The organism is Crenothrix sp. (genome assembly GCF_043729335.1).
Classification (GTDB): domain Bacteria; phylum Pseudomonadota; class Gammaproteobacteria; order Methylococcales; family Methylomonadaceae; genus Crenothrix.
The window spans coordinates 66,813-83,289 of sequence record NZ_JAYTLQ010000001.1 but is presented as its reverse complement, the minus strand read 5'-3'; the positions used below and the strand labels follow the sequence as shown (position 1 = coordinate 83,289).

Annotated in this window: 16 protein-coding genes; 9 read left to right on the top strand and 7 right to left on the bottom strand. The window is 43.3% G+C overall.

Features of this window, described 5'->3' with window-relative positions; genetic code table 11:
* Nucleotides 1-17: 17 nt before the first annotated feature.
* The 4 genes from ACHZC4_RS00425 (at nt 18) to ACHZC4_RS00410 (ending at nt 4,467) form a co-directional block, all read left to right on the top strand.
* Entirely contained in the window at nt 18-476 is a 459-nt protein-coding gene (locus ACHZC4_RS00425; RefSeq protein WP_394751758.1) for a DUF411 domain-containing protein, read from the top strand.
* A complete protein-coding gene (gene glk / locus ACHZC4_RS00420; protein ID WP_394751757.1) occupies nt 476-1,468 on the top strand; it encodes a glucokinase in 993 nt (330 codons plus the stop codon). Before ACHZC4_RS00425 ends, glk begins: the two co-directional genes overlap by 1 nt.
* Before the next feature lie 355 nt (nt 1,469-1,823).
* Nucleotides 1,824-3,125 carry a hypothetical protein gene (locus tag ACHZC4_RS00415; RefSeq protein ID WP_394751755.1) on the top strand — a complete coding sequence of 434 codons (1,302 nt, stop codon included), beginning with the start codon at nt 1,824-1,826 and terminating at the stop codon, nt 3,123-3,125.
* Nucleotides 3,112-4,467, top strand: coding sequence for a hypothetical protein (locus ACHZC4_RS00410; RefSeq protein WP_394751754.1), 1,356 nt, complete (start codon nt 3,112-3,114; stop codon nt 4,465-4,467). Before ACHZC4_RS00415 ends, ACHZC4_RS00410 begins: the two co-directional genes overlap by 14 nt.
* Nucleotides 4,468-4,577: 110 nt before the next feature.
* Here the strand turns inward: ACHZC4_RS00410 and ACHZC4_RS00405 are convergent, their stop codons facing one another.
* Nucleotides 4,578-5,501: a CysB family HTH-type transcriptional regulator gene (locus ACHZC4_RS00405; RefSeq protein ID WP_394751753.1), complete on the bottom strand. Its 924-nt coding sequence runs from the start codon at nt 5,499-5,501 to the stop codon at nt 4,578-4,580.
* A 131-nt stretch (nt 5,502-5,632) separates the two neighbouring features.
* Here ACHZC4_RS00405 and ACHZC4_RS00400 point away from each other — a divergent pair, with 131 nt between their 5' ends.
* Both ACHZC4_RS00400 and ACHZC4_RS00395 read left to right on the top strand, forming a co-directional pair.
* Nucleotides 5,633-6,445: a sulfite exporter TauE/SafE family protein gene (locus ACHZC4_RS00400; protein ID WP_394751752.1), complete on the top strand. Its 813-nt coding sequence runs from the start codon at nt 5,633-5,635 to the stop codon at nt 6,443-6,445.
* Between the two features lie 70 nt (nt 6,446-6,515).
* Entirely contained in the window at nt 6,516-8,009 is a 1,494-nt protein-coding gene (locus ACHZC4_RS00395; protein ID WP_394751751.1) for an alginate export family protein, read from the top strand.
* Here the strand turns inward: ACHZC4_RS00395 and ACHZC4_RS00390 are convergent.
* The 5 genes from ACHZC4_RS00390 to ACHZC4_RS00370 all read right to left on the bottom strand — a co-directional run bounded on the left by ACHZC4_RS00390 (nt 8,006) and on the right by ACHZC4_RS00370 (nt 12,259).
* Nucleotides 8,006-8,389, bottom strand: coding sequence for a VanZ family protein (locus ACHZC4_RS00390; protein ID WP_394751750.1), 384 nt, complete (start codon nt 8,387-8,389; stop codon nt 8,006-8,008). The genes ACHZC4_RS00395 and ACHZC4_RS00390 overlap by 4 nt on opposite strands.
* 61 nt (nt 8,390-8,450) lie before the next feature.
* Nucleotides 8,451-8,726, bottom strand: coding sequence for an acylphosphatase (locus ACHZC4_RS00385; protein WP_394751749.1), 276 nt, complete (start codon nt 8,724-8,726; stop codon nt 8,451-8,453).
* Complete coding sequence (gene rlmKL, locus ACHZC4_RS00380) at nt 8,723-10,936, bottom strand: bifunctional 23S rRNA (guanine(2069)-N(7))-methyltransferase RlmK/23S rRNA (guanine(2445)-N(2))-methyltransferase RlmL (RefSeq protein WP_394751748.1); 2,214 nt, start codon at nt 10,934-10,936, stop codon at nt 8,723-8,725. Before rlmKL ends, ACHZC4_RS00385 begins: the two co-directional genes overlap by 4 nt.
* Nucleotides 10,937-11,144: 208 nt before the next feature.
* Nucleotides 11,145-11,627, bottom strand: a complete 483-nt coding sequence (locus ACHZC4_RS00375) for an FKBP-type peptidyl-prolyl cis-trans isomerase (RefSeq protein WP_394751747.1) — start codon at nt 11,625-11,627, stop codon at nt 11,145-11,147.
* 59 nt (nt 11,628-11,686) lie between these two features.
* Nucleotides 11,687-12,259: a hypothetical protein gene (locus tag ACHZC4_RS00370; RefSeq protein WP_394751746.1), complete on the bottom strand. Its 573-nt coding sequence runs from the start codon at nt 12,257-12,259 to the stop codon at nt 11,687-11,689.
* Nucleotides 12,260-12,411: 152 nt separating this feature from the next.
* Between ACHZC4_RS00370 and ACHZC4_RS00365 the strand changes: the two genes are divergently transcribed.
* Both ACHZC4_RS00365 and ACHZC4_RS00360 read left to right on the top strand, forming a co-directional pair.
* Nucleotides 12,412-13,071 (top strand): PilZ domain-containing protein, encoded by a 660-nt coding sequence (locus ACHZC4_RS00365; RefSeq protein WP_394751745.1) that lies wholly within the window; start codon nt 12,412-12,414, stop codon nt 13,069-13,071.
* A gap of 163 nt (nt 13,072-13,234) precedes the next feature.
* Nucleotides 13,235-13,474, top strand: coding sequence for a TIGR02647 family protein (locus ACHZC4_RS00360; protein ID WP_394751743.1), 240 nt, complete (start codon nt 13,235-13,237; stop codon nt 13,472-13,474).
* A 232-nt stretch (nt 13,475-13,706) separates the two neighbouring features.
* Here ACHZC4_RS00360 and rpoH read toward each other — a convergent pair whose 3' ends face one another.
* A complete protein-coding gene (gene rpoH / locus ACHZC4_RS00355; protein ID WP_394751742.1) occupies nt 13,707-14,564 on the bottom strand; it encodes an RNA polymerase sigma factor RpoH in 858 nt (285 codons plus the stop codon).
* 213 nt (nt 14,565-14,777) lie between these two features.
* Between rpoH and ACHZC4_RS00350 the strand changes: the two genes are divergently transcribed.
* On the top strand, nt 14,778-16,118 hold the full coding sequence (locus ACHZC4_RS00350) for an ABC transporter permease (RefSeq protein WP_394751741.1): 1,341 nt from the start codon (nt 14,778-14,780) through the stop codon (nt 16,116-16,118).
* Nucleotides 16,119-16,477 lie beyond the last annotated feature (359 nt).

The following is a 16,477-nucleotide window of genomic DNA, read 5'->3' as shown; positions in this document are numbered from 1 at the left end:
TAAAAGAGGATTTTACGATGCACAAATTACAGTTGTTAATGATGTCAAGCCTATCCCTGATTAATGCAGGCGTATGGGCAGAAAATACCGTTAAACCCACTGATATTGTTGTTTACAGAAGTCCGAGTTGCTCTTGTTGTGGTAAATGGGTGGAGCACATGAAACAAAATAATTTCAATGTTCAGGATATTGTCACCGAAGACGTACAGGCCATAAAAAATAAGCACGGTGTTACACCAGAGCTGGCTTCTTGTCACACGGCTATTGTTGATGGCCATGTGATTGAAGGCCATGTGCCCGCAGAAGATATCATCGCTTTACTGAAAACCAAACCAAAGGATGTGGGTTTAGCTGTGCCGGGCATGCCTGTAGGCACTCCGGGTATGGAAATGGGCGACAAAAAAGATGCTTATGATGTGATCAGCTTTGACAGTAAAAAACACACTGAAGTTTTTAAACACTATACCAGCAATTGATGATACTGGCGGGCGATGTCGGCGGTACAAAAACCATTTTAGCGTTATTTAGCGCTGGAGAAAATGGCTATGTGTGCGTTAAAAAACAACGTTACGCCAGTGCAGATTTTGCAACCTTCAATGAATTGCTAGGCTTATTTTTAGCTAACGCCAATCATCCGCAAGTCAGTGTTGTTTCTATCGGTGTAGCAGGCCCGATTGTCAATGGCGATTGCCATGCTACTAATCTGCCGTGGCTACTAAATCGATCCGAAATTGGCCAATGCACCCGAGCGCAAAAGGTGCTTTTGATCAATGATTTGGAAGCCAGTGCTTGGGGTTTACTGGCGTTGCCCGAACATCAGTTTGTTGAATTAAATCCAAATGCCGAAGTATTGCACGGTAATCATGCGGTTATTGCTGCTGGTACAGGTTTGGGCGAAGCCATTATGGCTTGGGGCGGCACTAAACATCACATTATTGCAAGTGAAGGTGGCCATAGCGATTTTGCGCCGCGTAATGCACAGGAAATTGCCCTGCTGACCTTCATGTTGGCAAAATACCCCGATCACGTCAGTTATGAACGACTGGTTTCTGGTGAAGGTTTAGTCAATATTTACCGCTTTCTTGAGCAATCAGGTTATGCGGTCGCCGATGTGGACATCGAAACACAATTGCTGGAACAGGATGCTGCCGCAGTTATCGGTAAAATCGGCGTAGCAGGTAGTGATGCCCTGTGCGTAGAAGCGTTGCGTTTATTTTGTCGGCTTTATGGCGCAGAAGCTGGAAATTTGGCACTTAAATGCTTGCCTTATGCTGGGGTGTATTTGGCGGGCGGCATTGCCGCAAAGATACTGCCTGTGTTAAAAGCGGGGTATTTTATGGATAGCTTTCTTGCCAAAGGCCGTTGTAGGCAAATATTACAACGCCTGTCGGTTAAAGTGTGCATGGAAGCGGACGTTGCTTTGCTGGGTGCGCTGGATTATGCCTTGAGTAGAGCAGTTACGCTTTAAATCCCCTATCAACTTAAGACGGGATATCCGTTCGCCCTTGTCGAAGGGTTTGTTATTCATGGTTCGACAAGGTTCTTATGAGCTTGTCGAATGGCTCACCACGAACGGCTTTTTTTAACTGCCCCGTTTTAAGTGGGTAGCCCAACTTTGTCATACATTTTCCTTTCCTTCCTCAGGCAATTATCAAGGCTGAACGAGAACTTTACAGCACTTATAAAGTAAATCTGTTAGAGTCTCAATTGCATTTTTTTCAGTTATCCAATAGACTGGATTTTTATGTAACTCATTGCATTTGTATAACTCTTCATGGGTTTTATACCGATGTGTCGCTAAAAATTATAACAACATTGCAACGATGGAAACTAATAGCGATCTAAAAAATAGCAGTAAGGGGCTGGGTAGTTTAATTAACCGTGCCCAAACACTTTTTGTCGGCATGTTAAGAATATGGTCTATTCCCATTGTATTGATGCTCAGCGTCGCGTCGGGATTTACGACTTTTTATGGTATGTCGTATTTTATTACTCCCTGGATTGCCTTAATTATTACGATTGCAATCCAATCCATTATCGTCATTTGCTCACTTGAAATTGCCGGCATACACTGGAAAGCCAATCGGGTGCGTTTTTTAAGTGTGCTTCTATCCTTGTTGGTAGCAATCACGGCCTCTATTACCTTTTCGTATTTTAAGTTTTACGAAGTATCAGAAAGCGAAAGCATACATATTACCCGGCTAAAAGGCGTTCAAAAAGACGTTAATGATTACCTGGTTTCTGTTTTAGCCGCTAAAAGTGGTTTATTAAAACAAGAGCAACTCGAGTTAAATAAAGCAGCAGAGCAGGAGTCTCAAGCTTATTTTGGCACCCATCCACAGGTTTCACCTGAATATCGAAATGTAGTAGGCACCGGGAAATTTTGGCGGCATTACAACCAAATTCACAAAGCAAAACAAGAGCATGTCAAACAGATGGAGCAAGGTTTCCAGTCAATGGATGAAGAGATCCGTAAACTGCAAAACAATCTTAACCAACTGGATGGTGACGCGCAAAATAGCTATAAAGATGTCGTTATAGGGCTACAAGAAATTCAGCTGAAGTCCAATCAACTTGCCGCTAATAGCGGATATACTGTGCCCCAAGCGCCCATGCTGATGCCTTATGCACAGTTTATTCAGGGGATGACACCTTCGTTTGCTATGTGGAATAACTTTTCATTGTTTGCCTTCTTATGTGCAGGCATGGTTGATTTTTTCACTTTCTTGTTATCGTACCGGATGGAGTTTACCGCACCTGGGCCTCTTAATGAAGACGAACAGGAATTGGTTTTTGAGTGCATCAAGCAGTTTACCGAATTTAGAATCAATGAAAACGATGAGCTGGAAATGGTGATTGAAAAATCTGATATTGAACGTGCGAGGCGCTACTCGGATTTGTCACGCATGTTTGCTGTTGGTTTTCTATTAAGCCGTGGTTTTTTACGTAAAATTGACTCGCGCTCAGTGGAGTTTGCGCCTAATCTTTATCCGTTAATCGCCGAAAAAATGAGTACCAAATTAAAGGCGTTAAAGTTGGCGTCAAAAAATGAAGAGCTGCACTCCAAAGCTACGTCTGAATATACCCAACCTTCTAATAATGAGGTAGTTTATGAGCAGCGATAATTCATTGCTGGATGCTTGGTTAACCGAGGCAAAATTTGATCTGTTTACTAGCGCAGAGCCAGAAATTTGGGATCCAGGTTTTGATGGCGAGCGCCGCATAGTACTGTCTAAATTTGGCGCTTATACCCGACTTTATGTGCGGCCGCAAAAGTTTGTCCCGCGTTTTTTTCACACGGTATATCCTTTACAGGTTGAGGAATGGCCATTAACCATGGAAACATCGTTATACAGTGGTTTTTGTACACTGCAAACGTATCTGAATATCCATTTTCAGGCTACGTTTAACTATGCCCAGCGCAACATGGAATCGCTGGCACAGATCAATCAACAAATTAAAAGCAGTTATGAAGGTTTAATACGCGATATTGTCGACGGTGAATTGCGTAGCACTAAAGACGGTGACTGGGTGCTAACGGGGTTGGCCGCTCTTGAAAAAAAAATTGAAAATCTCATCAATGAAACCTTACTGCTAAGGCATATTCAATGCCGAACTACGTGTGCTTTAAAGCCGTTGTTTGAAGAGTTGTCGGACGATGAAGCGCTGGATGGTAAATTTGCCCAGGAAACCGTTTATTTTAATGTGTTAAAAAAGAATTTTGAATTTCGCGAGAAGCACAATCAAGAATTGTTTAGGCAAAGTGAAGAGCTGGAATCGCAACGTTTGCAACACAAGCAAAAACAACTGGAAAAAATGCAGCAAGAAGACGACATACAGCGTCAACAGCTGGCATTGCAAGCTGAAAATGCTCGACGTTTATTAGAAGAGCAGGAAAAACAGCTGGTTGAAGAATTTGAAATAAAATCACGGTTACATACCCAAAAACTAACGCACGAAAAGCAATTACGCGAGTTGGAGCAAAGTACAGAAATTCAATCATTGTTGGCGCAGCAGCCAAAACGACAAGAGCTGGAATTGCAATTACTCACTAATAAAATACAGCACGATACGCTGTTAAAAGAGCAAGAGCTGGATGCGGAAATCAAAATGTTTGAAATTCAGCAGACCAAATGGCATCAGGCGAAGGAGCAACTGCAAGCCGATAAAATTAAGCAGGAAGAGCGCTTAAAAAGCCAGGAATTGGCAGCAGAAATTCGCGAGCAAGAAACCTATCAGCGCGAAAAACAAAAAATTCAGGAACGTCTGGAAGCTGAAAAAATACAGCATCAAACCAAGCTTAAAGAAATGCAGCTGGAAGCTGAGCGCAAGGAATTAGAATTGCTCGCCGAAGCTTCAAAATATAAAGAAAATTATTTGCACCGCGAAATCGAGTGGCTGGTTTTAGATAAACAGCGGGCTGAATTAACCCGCGCCATACGCGAAACGAAAATCAGCGATTTGTAAGGTATTGTTATGATTCATTTAATGTGGTTTGGCAGCTATCACGGTAGAGGGTGGACAGGTTTTTTTGCCCACCCTTTATTATTCCGCATTTGTTGTTACTTTGCTCTTTTTTAGCGCATTTTAAGTGCGGAGATAACTGCGCTACGGTTGAGTTCTGGTACCAGAATATGGATGAAATCGTAAACGTAATCGCGTAAAAAAGCATCTTTGCGCAAACCAAGATAGGTCGTGCTGGCAGGAAATAAATGACTGGCATCCAGCATAGCCAAATTTGCATCGCGCTCAGGATTGTATGCCATAGCTGCCAGCAAACCGATACCTAAACCGAGGTTCACGTAAGTTTTAATCACATCCGCATCAATAGCGGTTAACACGACATTGGGCTCAAGACCGGCCTGATTGAATACCTGTTTAACAAGCGAACCCCCAGTAAAGGCAAAATCGTAGGTTATCAGCGGATAACGCACCAGCTTTTCCAAAGTGAGCGGGGCATCATCCAGCAAAGGATGGCCTTGCTGCGTAACGATACAACGGTTCCATTGATAACAAGGCAGGCACAGCAAGTTTTCATAAGTGCTGATGGATTCGGTAGCGATACCTATATCCGCCTCACCATTTAACACCTGTTCAGCGACTTGCGTTGGGTTGCCCTGATGTATGGTTAACGCAACATCAGGGTAAGCGTGCATAAATTTTTTAACGGCAACCGGCAGAAAATACCGCGCCTGGGTATGGGTTGTCGCAATCGTCAACGCGCCTTTGTCTTTTTGGGTGAATTCTTCCCCTACCCGTTTAATATTCTCAAGCTCATTTAACGTTCGTTTGCACAACGCCACAATAAGTTGGCCAGGCTCGGTAATAGCGACCAGTCGCTTGCCTTTTCGCTGAAATATCTGCAATTTAAGCTCTTCTTCCAATAATTGAATTTGTCTGCTTATACCCGATTGCGAGGTGTGCAATGCTTCAGAAGCCTGGGATATGCTCAAGTTTTGCCGCACTATTTCACAGATATAACGCAATTGGATTAAATTCATTTTTCAGCCGGGCAAGGGTTTAATTGTTTCTTTATGACTAAATAGCATAAAGTTAGCATAACATATTATTAAATAACAAATGCGTTGCTGGTTATACTAATGCCTGATTTTGAACTTTAGGGATTTATGTAATGAATTTAATATATTCGCTTTCAGGTTTTGGAGTAGGGCTAATAGTGGGCGTCACCGGCGTCGGCGGGGGTTCATTGATGACACCTTTGCTGGTATTTTTATTCGGTTTTAAGCCTACTGTTGCCGTTGGTACCGACCTTTTATATGCAGCGATTACCAAAACAGCTGGCGTTTGGGTGCATCATGGCAAGCATCGATCAGTGGACTGGCCGATTGTCGCGTGGTTATCTTTAGGCAGTCTGCCTTTGGCGATCTTAACTTTGCTAGTTATTAAACATTTTATGGAAATCGGCAAGGAAACCACCGGAATAATTACCTTCTCTTTGGGTATTGCGCTGTTATTAACAGCAACTTCATTGTTGATTCGTTCCGTGTTATTGCGTAAATCCAAAGCGCTAGGGCAACTTGACGATGATTACAGCAACATGATGAATGCCGGACGTTTTTCACCGCGTTGGCAAATCCCCATCACCATATTGACCGGTGCTGTTTTAGGAATACTGGTTACCTTATCGTCGGTAGGGGCGGGCGCACTGGGTACCGTTGCCTTATTGTTTCTTTTTCCACGCGAAAGCACCTTGAAAATTATCGGTACTGATCTCGCCCATGCTATTCCCTTAACAGCTATCGCCGGCTGGGGTCATTTCATGTTGGGTAATGTTGATCTTAATTTATTGGGCAGCTTATTGGTTGGATCTCTACCTGGCATCTGGATAGGCAGCCATTTAAGCGCAAAAATTCCCGAGCATTATTTACGCCCTGTTTTAGCGTCGGTATTGTTGTTGATTGGTTTGAAGTTTGTCACGCAATGACGGGTTAATTTTAGCCATAGATTTCGTCCTGGCATTGAGCTAGGATTTTTAACAAATTTTTAGGTTCATTATGACAACTTTTAAACGAGCATTAATGATCGTCATTAAGATAAATGCTTTTTTAATCTACTCAGCAAATATAGTCGCCGCGCCAGAGTTTTTGAATGAGGCGGGTACGCGGGTAAATAAAGCCTATCATTCTAAACAATGGAAAGAACTACCGGATGAGGCGCTCATTCCAGCGTCTAAAATCAAATGGAACCGGCTGGCTAAAGCAGCGTTAAATTTGCCCGAATGGATGGAATTTAGCCTAAGCCAACGCACTCGTTTTGAGTCAGTATCGCATCCTTGGCGTAATGGCCAGTCCAGCGATACCGATGTGCAATTACCCTTGCAGTCACGGATTCATGTCGGGGTTAATCATGGGCCGTTTTGGGTGATGTTTGAAGGACAGGATTCACGAACCCATTTTGCGGGTGCGCGTGATTTCAATACCAATACCGTGACTAACCAGTTTGATGTTTTACAGTTATTTGGCTCAGCTACGTTGCGTAATATCAATAATATCGGCTTACGGACTGATTTTCACATAGGCCGCATAACCATGCACGTCGGCTCTGGGCGTTTGGTAGGCCGTAATGGTTATCGTAATACGACTAACAGCTTTGATGGCGCACACTTTGTCATGGGTAACGATAAGGATTGGCGCGTGCGGACATTTTTAACGTCGCCGGTACAAATAGATCCCACGCATCTGGATGAAAGCAGTAATAGCCGATTGTTTTGGGGCGCTGTTTTTGAAACCAGCCAATTGTCGTGGCTGAATGGCGAAGCTTATTATTACGGTATCAACGATAAAAAAGATCCGGCTAAAACCCGCACCTTTTCAACGTTTGGCATAAGAGGTTATCAAAGCCCTGCTAAAGCCAGCACATTTACACAACAGGATTTTGGTAAGGTTGATTACGAATTTGAAGGCGCTGCCCAAACAGGTAAAACCAATAGCAAAGACTTGTTCGCCTATATGGGGCACGCGGAACTGGGTTACACCTTTAATACGACCTGGTTTCCAAGATTTAATGCCGAATACGATTATGCCAGCGGCACTAACAATCCTAATGGCAATAATAACCATACCTTTGACCGTCTTTTTGGCGTACGCCGCTCCGATATGATGGAAACCGGTATTTTCGGGCCATTTTTCCGCTCCAATATTGAATCTGTCGGCACACGATTTACGCTACAACCACGGGATGATCTGAAACTATTTGCCAAGCATCATGTTTGGTATCTTGCCCAAGCTAAAGATGCGTTTGTTGGATCAAATCTAAACAATGACTTTAAGCCATTAAGCGATAAAACCGGCAGTGCAGGGCGTTTTTTAGGACACGATATCGAGTTGGTAGGCTCGTGGAAACTAAAAAGCAACGTAGTTGTCGAAGCAGGTTATATACACTGGTTTAAAGGTGATTATTTTGATCGTCTGCCAGCATCAGCCGGATTGCCTGCAAATGGACAAAAAGATTCCGATTACTTTTTTGTGAGCACAGAGTTACGTTTTTAACGGCTTACTGGGTGTTGCTTTGCCACAAACGCAAACGTCCGTATGCTCCAAAACACAGCCGCGCCAAGGATGACACCGGAAAAATTGGCGAGGGCATCAAACAGGGAAAATTGCCTTGTTTCGGTAAGCCAATATTGGCAGTATTCCAATAAAACTCCGCTTAACCCACATGCCAAAATAACCAGTGCGGTTATTGTCAATGCTTTGCCTTTGCGAATAAACGTTAACATCAACATAACTGACAAGCCACAGTAAGCGCCAGCATGGGCAAACAAATCCCAAGTTAAAGAACCTATTGCCACATCCGAGTTAGGCAATATCCAGGGGTTGAGTGTCAAAAAAATAACAATGGCAATATAGAGTATAAGTAATCGTAGCATGGTATGGGAGAATAAATTAGCCAGTGAAGCAAAGAGGGATTGAGTCTTATTAAATATAATATCAATCGGTTATATCAAAGGTAACCAGCATTTCATCTAGGGTTAACGACACTACTTCAATACAGTCCACGCGCGCTGTTATCGGCCCTTTATGGCTCCAGTCTATCAAGTTTTGTAACACGTCACTTTTAGCTTGCCCAATAATTTCTACACTGCCGTCCGGTAGGTTTCTAACCGAACCCACCACACCCAATTGCCTGGCTTTTTTTTGAGTGAAATATCTAAAATACACGCCCTGAACGCGACCAGTAACCAAAATTTTAGCCCGTTGAGTCATTTTTTTATGCTCCAACAATAATGAACCCTGGCATTACGAGAAAAATCAGCAGGAATAGTTCCTGCACTGATATCACTTACTGTGTACTCGGAAAACGCTGCCTGATCAAACTTAAAGCGCCGAAAATTGGTGGAGAAATATAACACGCCGTCAGCCGCTAGTAAGGCCAGTGCTTTGTTAATTAGTTCCACATGATTTTCTTGTATATCAAAGGCATCTTCCATACGTTTGGAATTGGAAAATGTTGGCGGATCCAGAAAAATCAGGTCAAAACGTTTTTTGTAAACTTGCCGCGCTTCCGTTTCCAGCCATTCCAGACAGTCAGCTTGAATATAGTGATGCTGGTCTTCATCCAGTTGATTATTCAAGGCCATATTGGCTTTGGCCCAATTGACATAAGTATTGGACATATCTACTGTCGTGGTTTGCTTAGCGCCACCCATAGCCGCATGGACCGTGGCACTGCCGGTGTAAGCAAATAAATTTAGAAAGCGTTTGTCTTTGGCCTGCTGCTGAATCAGCATCCGAATGGGTCGGTGATCCAAAAATAAGCCGGTATCCAGATAATCTTCAAAATTGACCCGTAGCTTACAGCCGCCTTCTTCAACAATATGAAAGCGGCCTAGCTCACTGAATTTTTCGTACTGATCGGTTTTGCGTTGCCGACGACGAATCTTAAGGAAAACATTGTCCCGACTCACGCCAAACACACCCGGAATTTCGGCCATCACCCCCGCTAAACGCTGATCGGCTTTATGTTGATCGATAGTTTTTGGCGGTTCGTATTCTTGCACGTTAATCCAGGTTTGTTCGCCTTGATAGACATCGACTGCCACGGCATATTCCGGTAAATCAGCATCGTACACACGATAACATTGGATATTATTCTGTTTGGCCCACTGCCGCCATTTTTTGAGATTTTTTTTCAGCCGGTTGGCAAACATCTCAGCGCCAATGCCCGCGCCTTCTTGATGCGGTAATGGCCCACCTGCCGTTGCCAGCTCAATCCGCTCTTCCTGGGTTTGCGCCTTGGGTATAAAAAATGATTTTTCTTCAATGTTCAAGCGCAGCAACCGACATTCCAGCGCACCGTTGTACAGAGTAATGGGTTTTTGCGAACGAATGCCTAAACGGAAACCCAACTCAGGATTGCTGATGATCAATGCTGCTTTCCAGCCCACAAATTGGGTTTTTAACACCTCACCAAATTGCGTGTACAGTTGGGCGGTTTCCTGCTCATCGCCCAAACGCTCGCCGTAAGGCGGGTTACAGATTACTAGACCGGGTTGCCAGGCTTCAGCCGGTTTGGCATCGTTAATATCGCGGCGCTCAACATGGATTTTGTTGTGTAATCGGGCATTGTCAATATGGCCTAACGCGGCATGCACTGTTTGGCGATCCTGGTCAAAACCGACAATCACCGGCATCTTTTTGGCCATGCCTAACCATTTACGTTTCTCGGCTTCGGCGATTAAGCTTTGCCAACAGTCGGCATCGTGTTTTTTCCAGCCCAGAAAACCAAAATAATCGCGCAGCAGGCCAGGAGCAAAATCGGCGGCCATCATTGCGCCTTCCAGCAATAATGTACCTGAGCCACACATCGGGTCTAATAACGTGCCGCCTTGTCTGGCAATATCTGGCCAGCCACTGCGCAGCAACATGGCGGCGGCCAGATTCTCTTTAATTGGTGCGCTGATGCTGATATCGCGATAACCACGACGGTGCAAGCTTTCACCGGATAAGTCCAGGCTGAGCTGGGCTTTTTCGCCGTGTAAATGTACGTTAATACGGATGCTGGGACGTTCGGTATCAATACTGGGGCGTATTTCAAACTTTTTACGCATTTGGTCAACAACAGCGTCCTTGACTTTTAACGCACCAAAGTGGCTGTTGTTGATCACTTCCGAATTTTTAACATTAAAGGTAACAGCAAAAGTGCCGGTGGGTTCCAGATGCTCAGACCAGTTAATCTTGTAGATGCCGTTATACAGGTCATCCTGGCTGGTGACCGAGAACGAGCTGAGAATTAATAAGATGCGGTTGGCGGTGCGTGACCATAAACAGGCACGATAAGCCATTTCAAGGTCACCTTGAAAAGCAACCCCAGCTATCGTAGCCTTGGTATGGGTTACGCCAAGTGATTTAAGTTCATCGGCAAGGATGTCTTCCATGGCTTTGGGCGTGCTGGCGAACAATTCGTAGGTGGACATGGTGGTAGTTTTGACGCTTAGCGCATAAAGGAATGGTCACAAAAGCCAGTCAGCTTTCGAGAAAAATGAAAGTTTTGTTGATTTCCAGCCAGAAAAAATAGAGCGCGAATGTAAATTAAGCGCGAGAAAAAAAGATAGAATACTTTTAACCCGTCTGATTTATGCACAACGTAGAGACGCAAAATCTGCGTCTCTACCAAAAAGCAATTTAATTGATTTTGATCAGTTCCACATCAAAAATCAACGTTTCATTTGCACCGATAGCACCGCCAGCACCGGCTTCGCCATAAGCCAGCTCAGAGGGGATATAAAAACGGTATTTCGCGCCTTCGGTCATTAGCTGTACGCCTTCAGTCCAACCTGGAATCACTTGGTTTAAACCGAAAGTAATCGGCTCACCACGGCCATAAGAGCTATCAAACTCTTTACCGTTAATGGTTGTGCCTTTGTAATGCACAGTGACCTTATCGGTTGCTGCTGGATTTTTAGTGCCGATACCTTTGGTGACTACTTCATATTGCAAACCACTGCTGGTAGTCGCGATACCCGCTTTTTTAGCATTGGTTACCAGATAAGCTGCGCCCGCCGCTTTATTTTCTTCGGGAGAGCCAGCATTAGCCATTGAAAACATAGAAAGTCCTATAACAATAACGGTGATAACTGAAAGAAGTCTAACTTGAATTTTTCTCACGATTTTCGCCTTTGTGTGAATTAAAACATCTAGTTTATCAAAAAAAACGGCTGTTTCGGCTAATTCATTTCACAACCTGTTAATTGTCCCTGGAATAAGCTTGCCCGTTTAGAGACCTTATTGGCAACCTGCATTAGCCACAACTTACGTAAATAGCTTTTACGTTGAAATCCACCGTGGCCTTCGTGATAAGCCAGATATAAGTTTTTGGCATCCCATTTGGAGAGACCCAGTCGGTTGGCGCTTATATCACAATACCAGCCAATAAAATCGCTGGCATCGGCAAACTCATCGCGATCGGCACCTGAGTTTGCGGTGCTTTTAAGATATTGATCCCAAGTGCCATCCAGTGCTTGAGCATAGCCATACGCGCTGCTTGGTCTAAACCAAGGAATAAAGCCTAATAACCAAGGGCGCGGTGGCTGTGCATCAGCAACAAAGTGTGACTCTTGGTGCATGATGGCCATTTGTACCGGAATCGGCACGCCCCAGCGTTGAAAAACATGCTGTGCTTGATCATACCAGCCGTCTTTTTCTTTAAAAACAGAACAAATATTATCGGTATTTTTAGGCGGCAACGTAGCGCAAGCCGTTAGAAGCAGCACTGAACACGCTATGACAATCTTTTTCATTGTACAAATTACCAGTAAAGGTTTAAGTGTTAAAGGTTATAAAGGCCAGTTAATCGTAAAAATCCCAAATAAAAAATAATTAACCTACTATACTTCCAACGTACATTACTACAGTAATAGCGCCACTGCAAAAGCGAAAAAAGAGGATCAGTATGAGCGTACATGTAAAACGACCTTACCGAAAAAATTTAGCATCTTATGGCTTAATTTATATGGGCGGTGAGGAATACAGCATCACAGTTAGGAATATTTCGTTAACAGGCGTGCTCGTAAAAATTAACCAAAAGCAAAACCAGAATGACTTAAACAAAATATACAGGGAAGTATTGGCTGCAAGCCTTATTGATATGTATATTCCTACGCTACGGTTGGCGGGAGAAACCGAAGCCGTTAGGGTGGATATAGAGGATGATTATCTACTGCTGGCGCTGGAGTTTAAAAATGTTTCCTACGATATAGACCGTGTGCTTTATAAAAGAAAAGCCTACCGGAAGACTATTGTTGCGCCAGGTCTTATTCTGTTAGATGGTATTTACCGGGAGTTTTATTCGGTGAATGCGTCAGTGGAGGGATTAATGATTCGTCTGCCTGAAAAGATAATAATAGAAAAAGGTTTGGTCACGGTTTTTGAATTTAAAGAACTGGAAGTGGAGGGGGAAATTAGCGTTGTCTGGATTGAATATATATCCGATATTGAAACGCTGGTAGGCCTACAGTATCTGCATATAGGCAAAGCTCCGATTAAGGGTGTGCCACGTTTTTATATGCCAGCTGAGGATCCTAATCCTGCACAGCATAACGTTTCGAATTAGACCTGCTGCTAGCGCCTTTGCTGTAGTGGATGGCTTCTTCTATAGAGCCGGTCTTGTTGATAAAAACATCTGCTAAACAATGTTTGCTCACAAAAAAAATCCGTAAGGATGTAGAAATGGCATATCCTATGTATTCATTTTATAAATAATAAGAGGATTTCTAATGCCCTACACACAAGACATCTTAGAAGAATTGGATCTTTTGTCACGCTACAACTTGTCGACGACATTGGAAGGCATTAAGGTGCATCAACACACTGCCTCAGAAGCGACAATTGCAGCTACACAGCGTCTACACAAAAAAGGCTTGGTATCACAAGAAGACGGTGGTTATTTAACCAGCCTTGGTCGTGAGGCCGCAGAACATGCACAGGCGTTTCTGCGTATACTTAAACCGGACTAAATCATCGCTTGGTTTTATAGCCTATCCCAGCGGCCATACAAATCTGCATAAAAACTAAGTCTTCTCTCGTATATGCTAGGCATAAAGGAGAAGACGGTTTGTTTATGTTACCGACCTTGCCCTACCAAGTGCTGCACAATATCAGATGGGGTCATGATTTGATGACCTGTAGAGACATAAAATATTACGTCTCTACTTACTCGGTGTGATGGTCGGGGGGAGGTATGAGTGATTAAGCTTCCAGTACAACACTACTGCGCAGCTTTTTCATGGCATTTTGTTCCAACTGTCTAATTCTTTCTGCAGAAACATTGTAACGTGCGGCAAGCTCATGCAAAGTGGCTTTTTCATCAGCTAACCAGCGGCTGGAAAGAATATCCAGGCTACGCTCATCAAGTTTCGCCAACGCCTTGGATAATAGGGATTGCTCGTGGCCTTCCCAGTCAACGGCCTCCACCAATTCCGCAGGATCGGCATTATGCTGCTGAAGAAAAGTTACCGGTGCGCTATAGTTTTCATCTGCGCTATCATCAGCGGGTAAATCGAAGGATATATCCGTACTGCCTAAACGTTTTTCCATTTCGTAAACGATACCGACATCCACATCCAAATCTTTGGCGATAGCTGTGGCTTCATTATGTGATAGCCAGCCAATGTCACTTTTGAATTTACGCAGATTAAAAAACAACTTACGCTGCGCCTTGGTGGTCGCCACTTTGACGATGCCCCAGTTTTTAATGACGTATTCATGAATTTCGGCTTTAATCCAATGTACTGCAAACGATACTAAGCGCACGCCCATAGTAGGATCAAAGCGTTTAACCGCTTTCATTAAGCCAACATTCCCTTCCTGAATAATATCGTGCATGGGCAAGCCGTAGCCGCTATAACCTCTGGCAACATGAACAACAAAACGCAAATTGGTCATAACAAGCTCACGTGCCGCTTCCAAATCACCATGGTCTTTGAATTTTACTGTTAAATCACGCTCTTGTTCGGCGGTTAATTTTGGCATTTGTCTCACAAGGTTCAAATACGCATCAAACGTTCCAACAGACAAGTTAATAGGTAAAGCTAATGCACTAGTCATGATATCCTCACTGTAAATGACTTTAATATAATATTAGCACTCCTTGGATCAGAGTGCTGAATTTTTTAAAAGTTCATCTTCAAGTATTTCATTAACAGAAGATTTTGACGCTGGGATGGCTTGCCTCATCCACATCTGAGTATTATTCTAGCGCTGACAAATTTAAAGTGTTATGAACACGCTGAATCAAACAAATTGCCCAAGGTTATTGAAATGATTGTTTTATGGACGGATGCGCTGATATTTATGTTGGTTTTTGCTCTGCTGGCGCTGGCGTTTTCTGTGCGCAATAAAGAGCATATTAAGCAAGGATTAAAAAAAATAGCCGATAGCAATATTGGCATGATATCGCTAGTGGTCTTGTTGTTTTTTGTTACCGTGGGTTTGCTGGATTCGGTGCATTTTAAGTCTGCTGCCAAAGGTGGTGAAATTATCAGTTTGCTTGATCAGTTTGCAGCGCCCCTTAAAGAGCACGTTGAAAAAACTTACTCGTCGCCGTTTTCGACAACATTGTATAGCAAAGAAATTATAAGCGTGGCAGATGACATACCGCAATGGGGCTATCCGCGCTTAATTTTTGGTGGGCAACATTTACAGGATCCTGTAACACAACATATTCCTGATATTCTTAAAAAATTATCCATAGCCTTTATGAAAGGTTGCTTATTTTCCAGTCTTTTAGTGCTCTTGATTTTGCTGGCACGCTTCAAGATTCAAGCAACAGCAGCCCCATTTTTTACCTTATCACCTGCATTATGCACGGTGTTTATTATTATTTTATTAAGTTACATAGTGGTTTATTTGTCGGGCTATTACCACGTTTTTGGTACCGATAAGGTAGGCGAAGATGTATTGTATCAAGCCGTAAAAAGCATTCGTACTGGCTTGGTTATTGGCACGTTGACTACCTTGGTTATGTTACCCATGGCGATTATCTTTGGTATTTTGGCAGGTTTTTTTCGAGGTTGGGTAGATGATGTTATTCAATATATCTACACCACATTAAATTCCATACCCAGCGTATTGCTTATAGCGGCTTCTGTATTGATGGTGCAAGTGTATATGGCTAATCATGAGTCTTCGTTTACCAGCGTGGTGGTGCGTTCAGATATGCGGCTTTTATTCCTTTGCCTGATTTTGGGTGTGACCAGCTGGACAGGCTTGTGTCGATTGCTCAGGGCAGAAACTTTAAAGCTTAGAGAAATGGAATATGTGCAGGCTGCCTACGCGCTGGGCGTGAAGCAACGTACGATATTAGTACGTCATATTCTGCCGAATGTTATGCACCTTGTCATCATTACTGTGGTGCTTGATTTTAGCTCGCTGGTATTGGCAGAAGCTGTGCTGTCATATATTAATATCGGTGTTGATCCTACTACCTATAGTTGGGGAAATATGATTAATGGCGCACGACTAGAAATGGCGAGAGAGCCTATTGTATGGTGGTCGTTATCTGCCGCCTTTGTATTTATGTTCGCGTTGGTATTGGCGGCTAATTTATTTGCTGATGTGGTGCAAAATGCGTTAGACCCACGAGCTGTACGTAACGATTAATAATATCCCTGGCGCACCCGGAGGATAACATTGACAGGTTTTCAGTGTGGTTAATGCCACGCACGTGCTCTTTATCGCTCTTAACGTTTTAACCTAAAACACTCAGAAAATTGCATCCAAATATTTCCTTTCGTCCCCCGCTTTTGTAGCTATTTGTCATCACCTAAGTAGACAATTCAATTAGTGCGTAATAAACCAAAAACTAAAAATTTTAGAAAACAATCAAACTAATTGAGTTTTGGCTTGTCGTAACACCTGAGGGCAATAAAAACGCATGTGTGCTTTAAGCGCAGCGGTTCTGTGCAATTTAAAGTATTGAATAAGCGTTTTAATTGTGAAGAACCGACTATGTGAGAGGA

Coding starts and splice junctions, on each gene's coding strand:
- ACHZC4_RS00425 (WP_394751758.1), top strand. CDS start 18: ATGCACAAATTACAGTTGTTAATGATGTCAAGCCTATCCCTGATTAAT.
- glk (WP_394751757.1), top strand. CDS start 476: ATGATACTGGCGGGCGATGTCGGCGGTACAAAAACCATTTTAGCGTTA.
- ACHZC4_RS00415 (WP_394751755.1), top strand. CDS start 1,824: ATGGAAACTAATAGCGATCTAAAAAATAGCAGTAAGGGGCTGGGTAGT.
- ACHZC4_RS00410 (WP_394751754.1), top strand. CDS start 3,112: ATGAGCAGCGATAATTCATTGCTGGATGCTTGGTTAACCGAGGCAAAA.
- ACHZC4_RS00405 (WP_394751753.1), bottom strand. CDS start 5,501: ATGAATTTAATCCAATTGCGTTATATCTGTGAAATAGTGCGGCAAAAC.
- ACHZC4_RS00400 (WP_394751752.1), top strand. CDS start 5,633: ATGAATTTAATATATTCGCTTTCAGGTTTTGGAGTAGGGCTAATAGTG.
- ACHZC4_RS00395 (WP_394751751.1), top strand. CDS start 6,516: ATGACAACTTTTAAACGAGCATTAATGATCGTCATTAAGATAAATGCT.
- ACHZC4_RS00390 (WP_394751750.1), bottom strand. CDS start 8,389: ATGCTACGATTACTTATACTCTATATTGCCATTGTTATTTTTTTGACA.
- ACHZC4_RS00385 (WP_394751749.1), bottom strand. CDS start 8,726: ATGACTCAACGGGCTAAAATTTTGGTTACTGGTCGCGTTCAGGGCGTG.
- rlmKL (WP_394751748.1), bottom strand. CDS start 10,936: ATGTCCACCTACGAATTGTTCGCCAGCACGCCCAAAGCCATGGAAGAC.
- ACHZC4_RS00370 (WP_394751746.1), bottom strand. CDS start 12,259: ATGAAAAAGATTGTCATAGCGTGTTCAGTGCTGCTTCTAACGGCTTGC.
- ACHZC4_RS00365 (WP_394751745.1), top strand. CDS start 12,412: ATGAGCGTACATGTAAAACGACCTTACCGAAAAAATTTAGCATCTTAT.
- ACHZC4_RS00360 (WP_394751743.1), top strand. CDS start 13,235: ATGCCCTACACACAAGACATCTTAGAAGAATTGGATCTTTTGTCACGC.
- rpoH (WP_394751742.1), bottom strand. CDS start 14,564: ATGACTAGTGCATTAGCTTTACCTATTAACTTGTCTGTTGGAACGTTT.
- ACHZC4_RS00350 (WP_394751741.1), top strand. CDS start 14,778: ATGATTGTTTTATGGACGGATGCGCTGATATTTATGTTGGTTTTTGCT.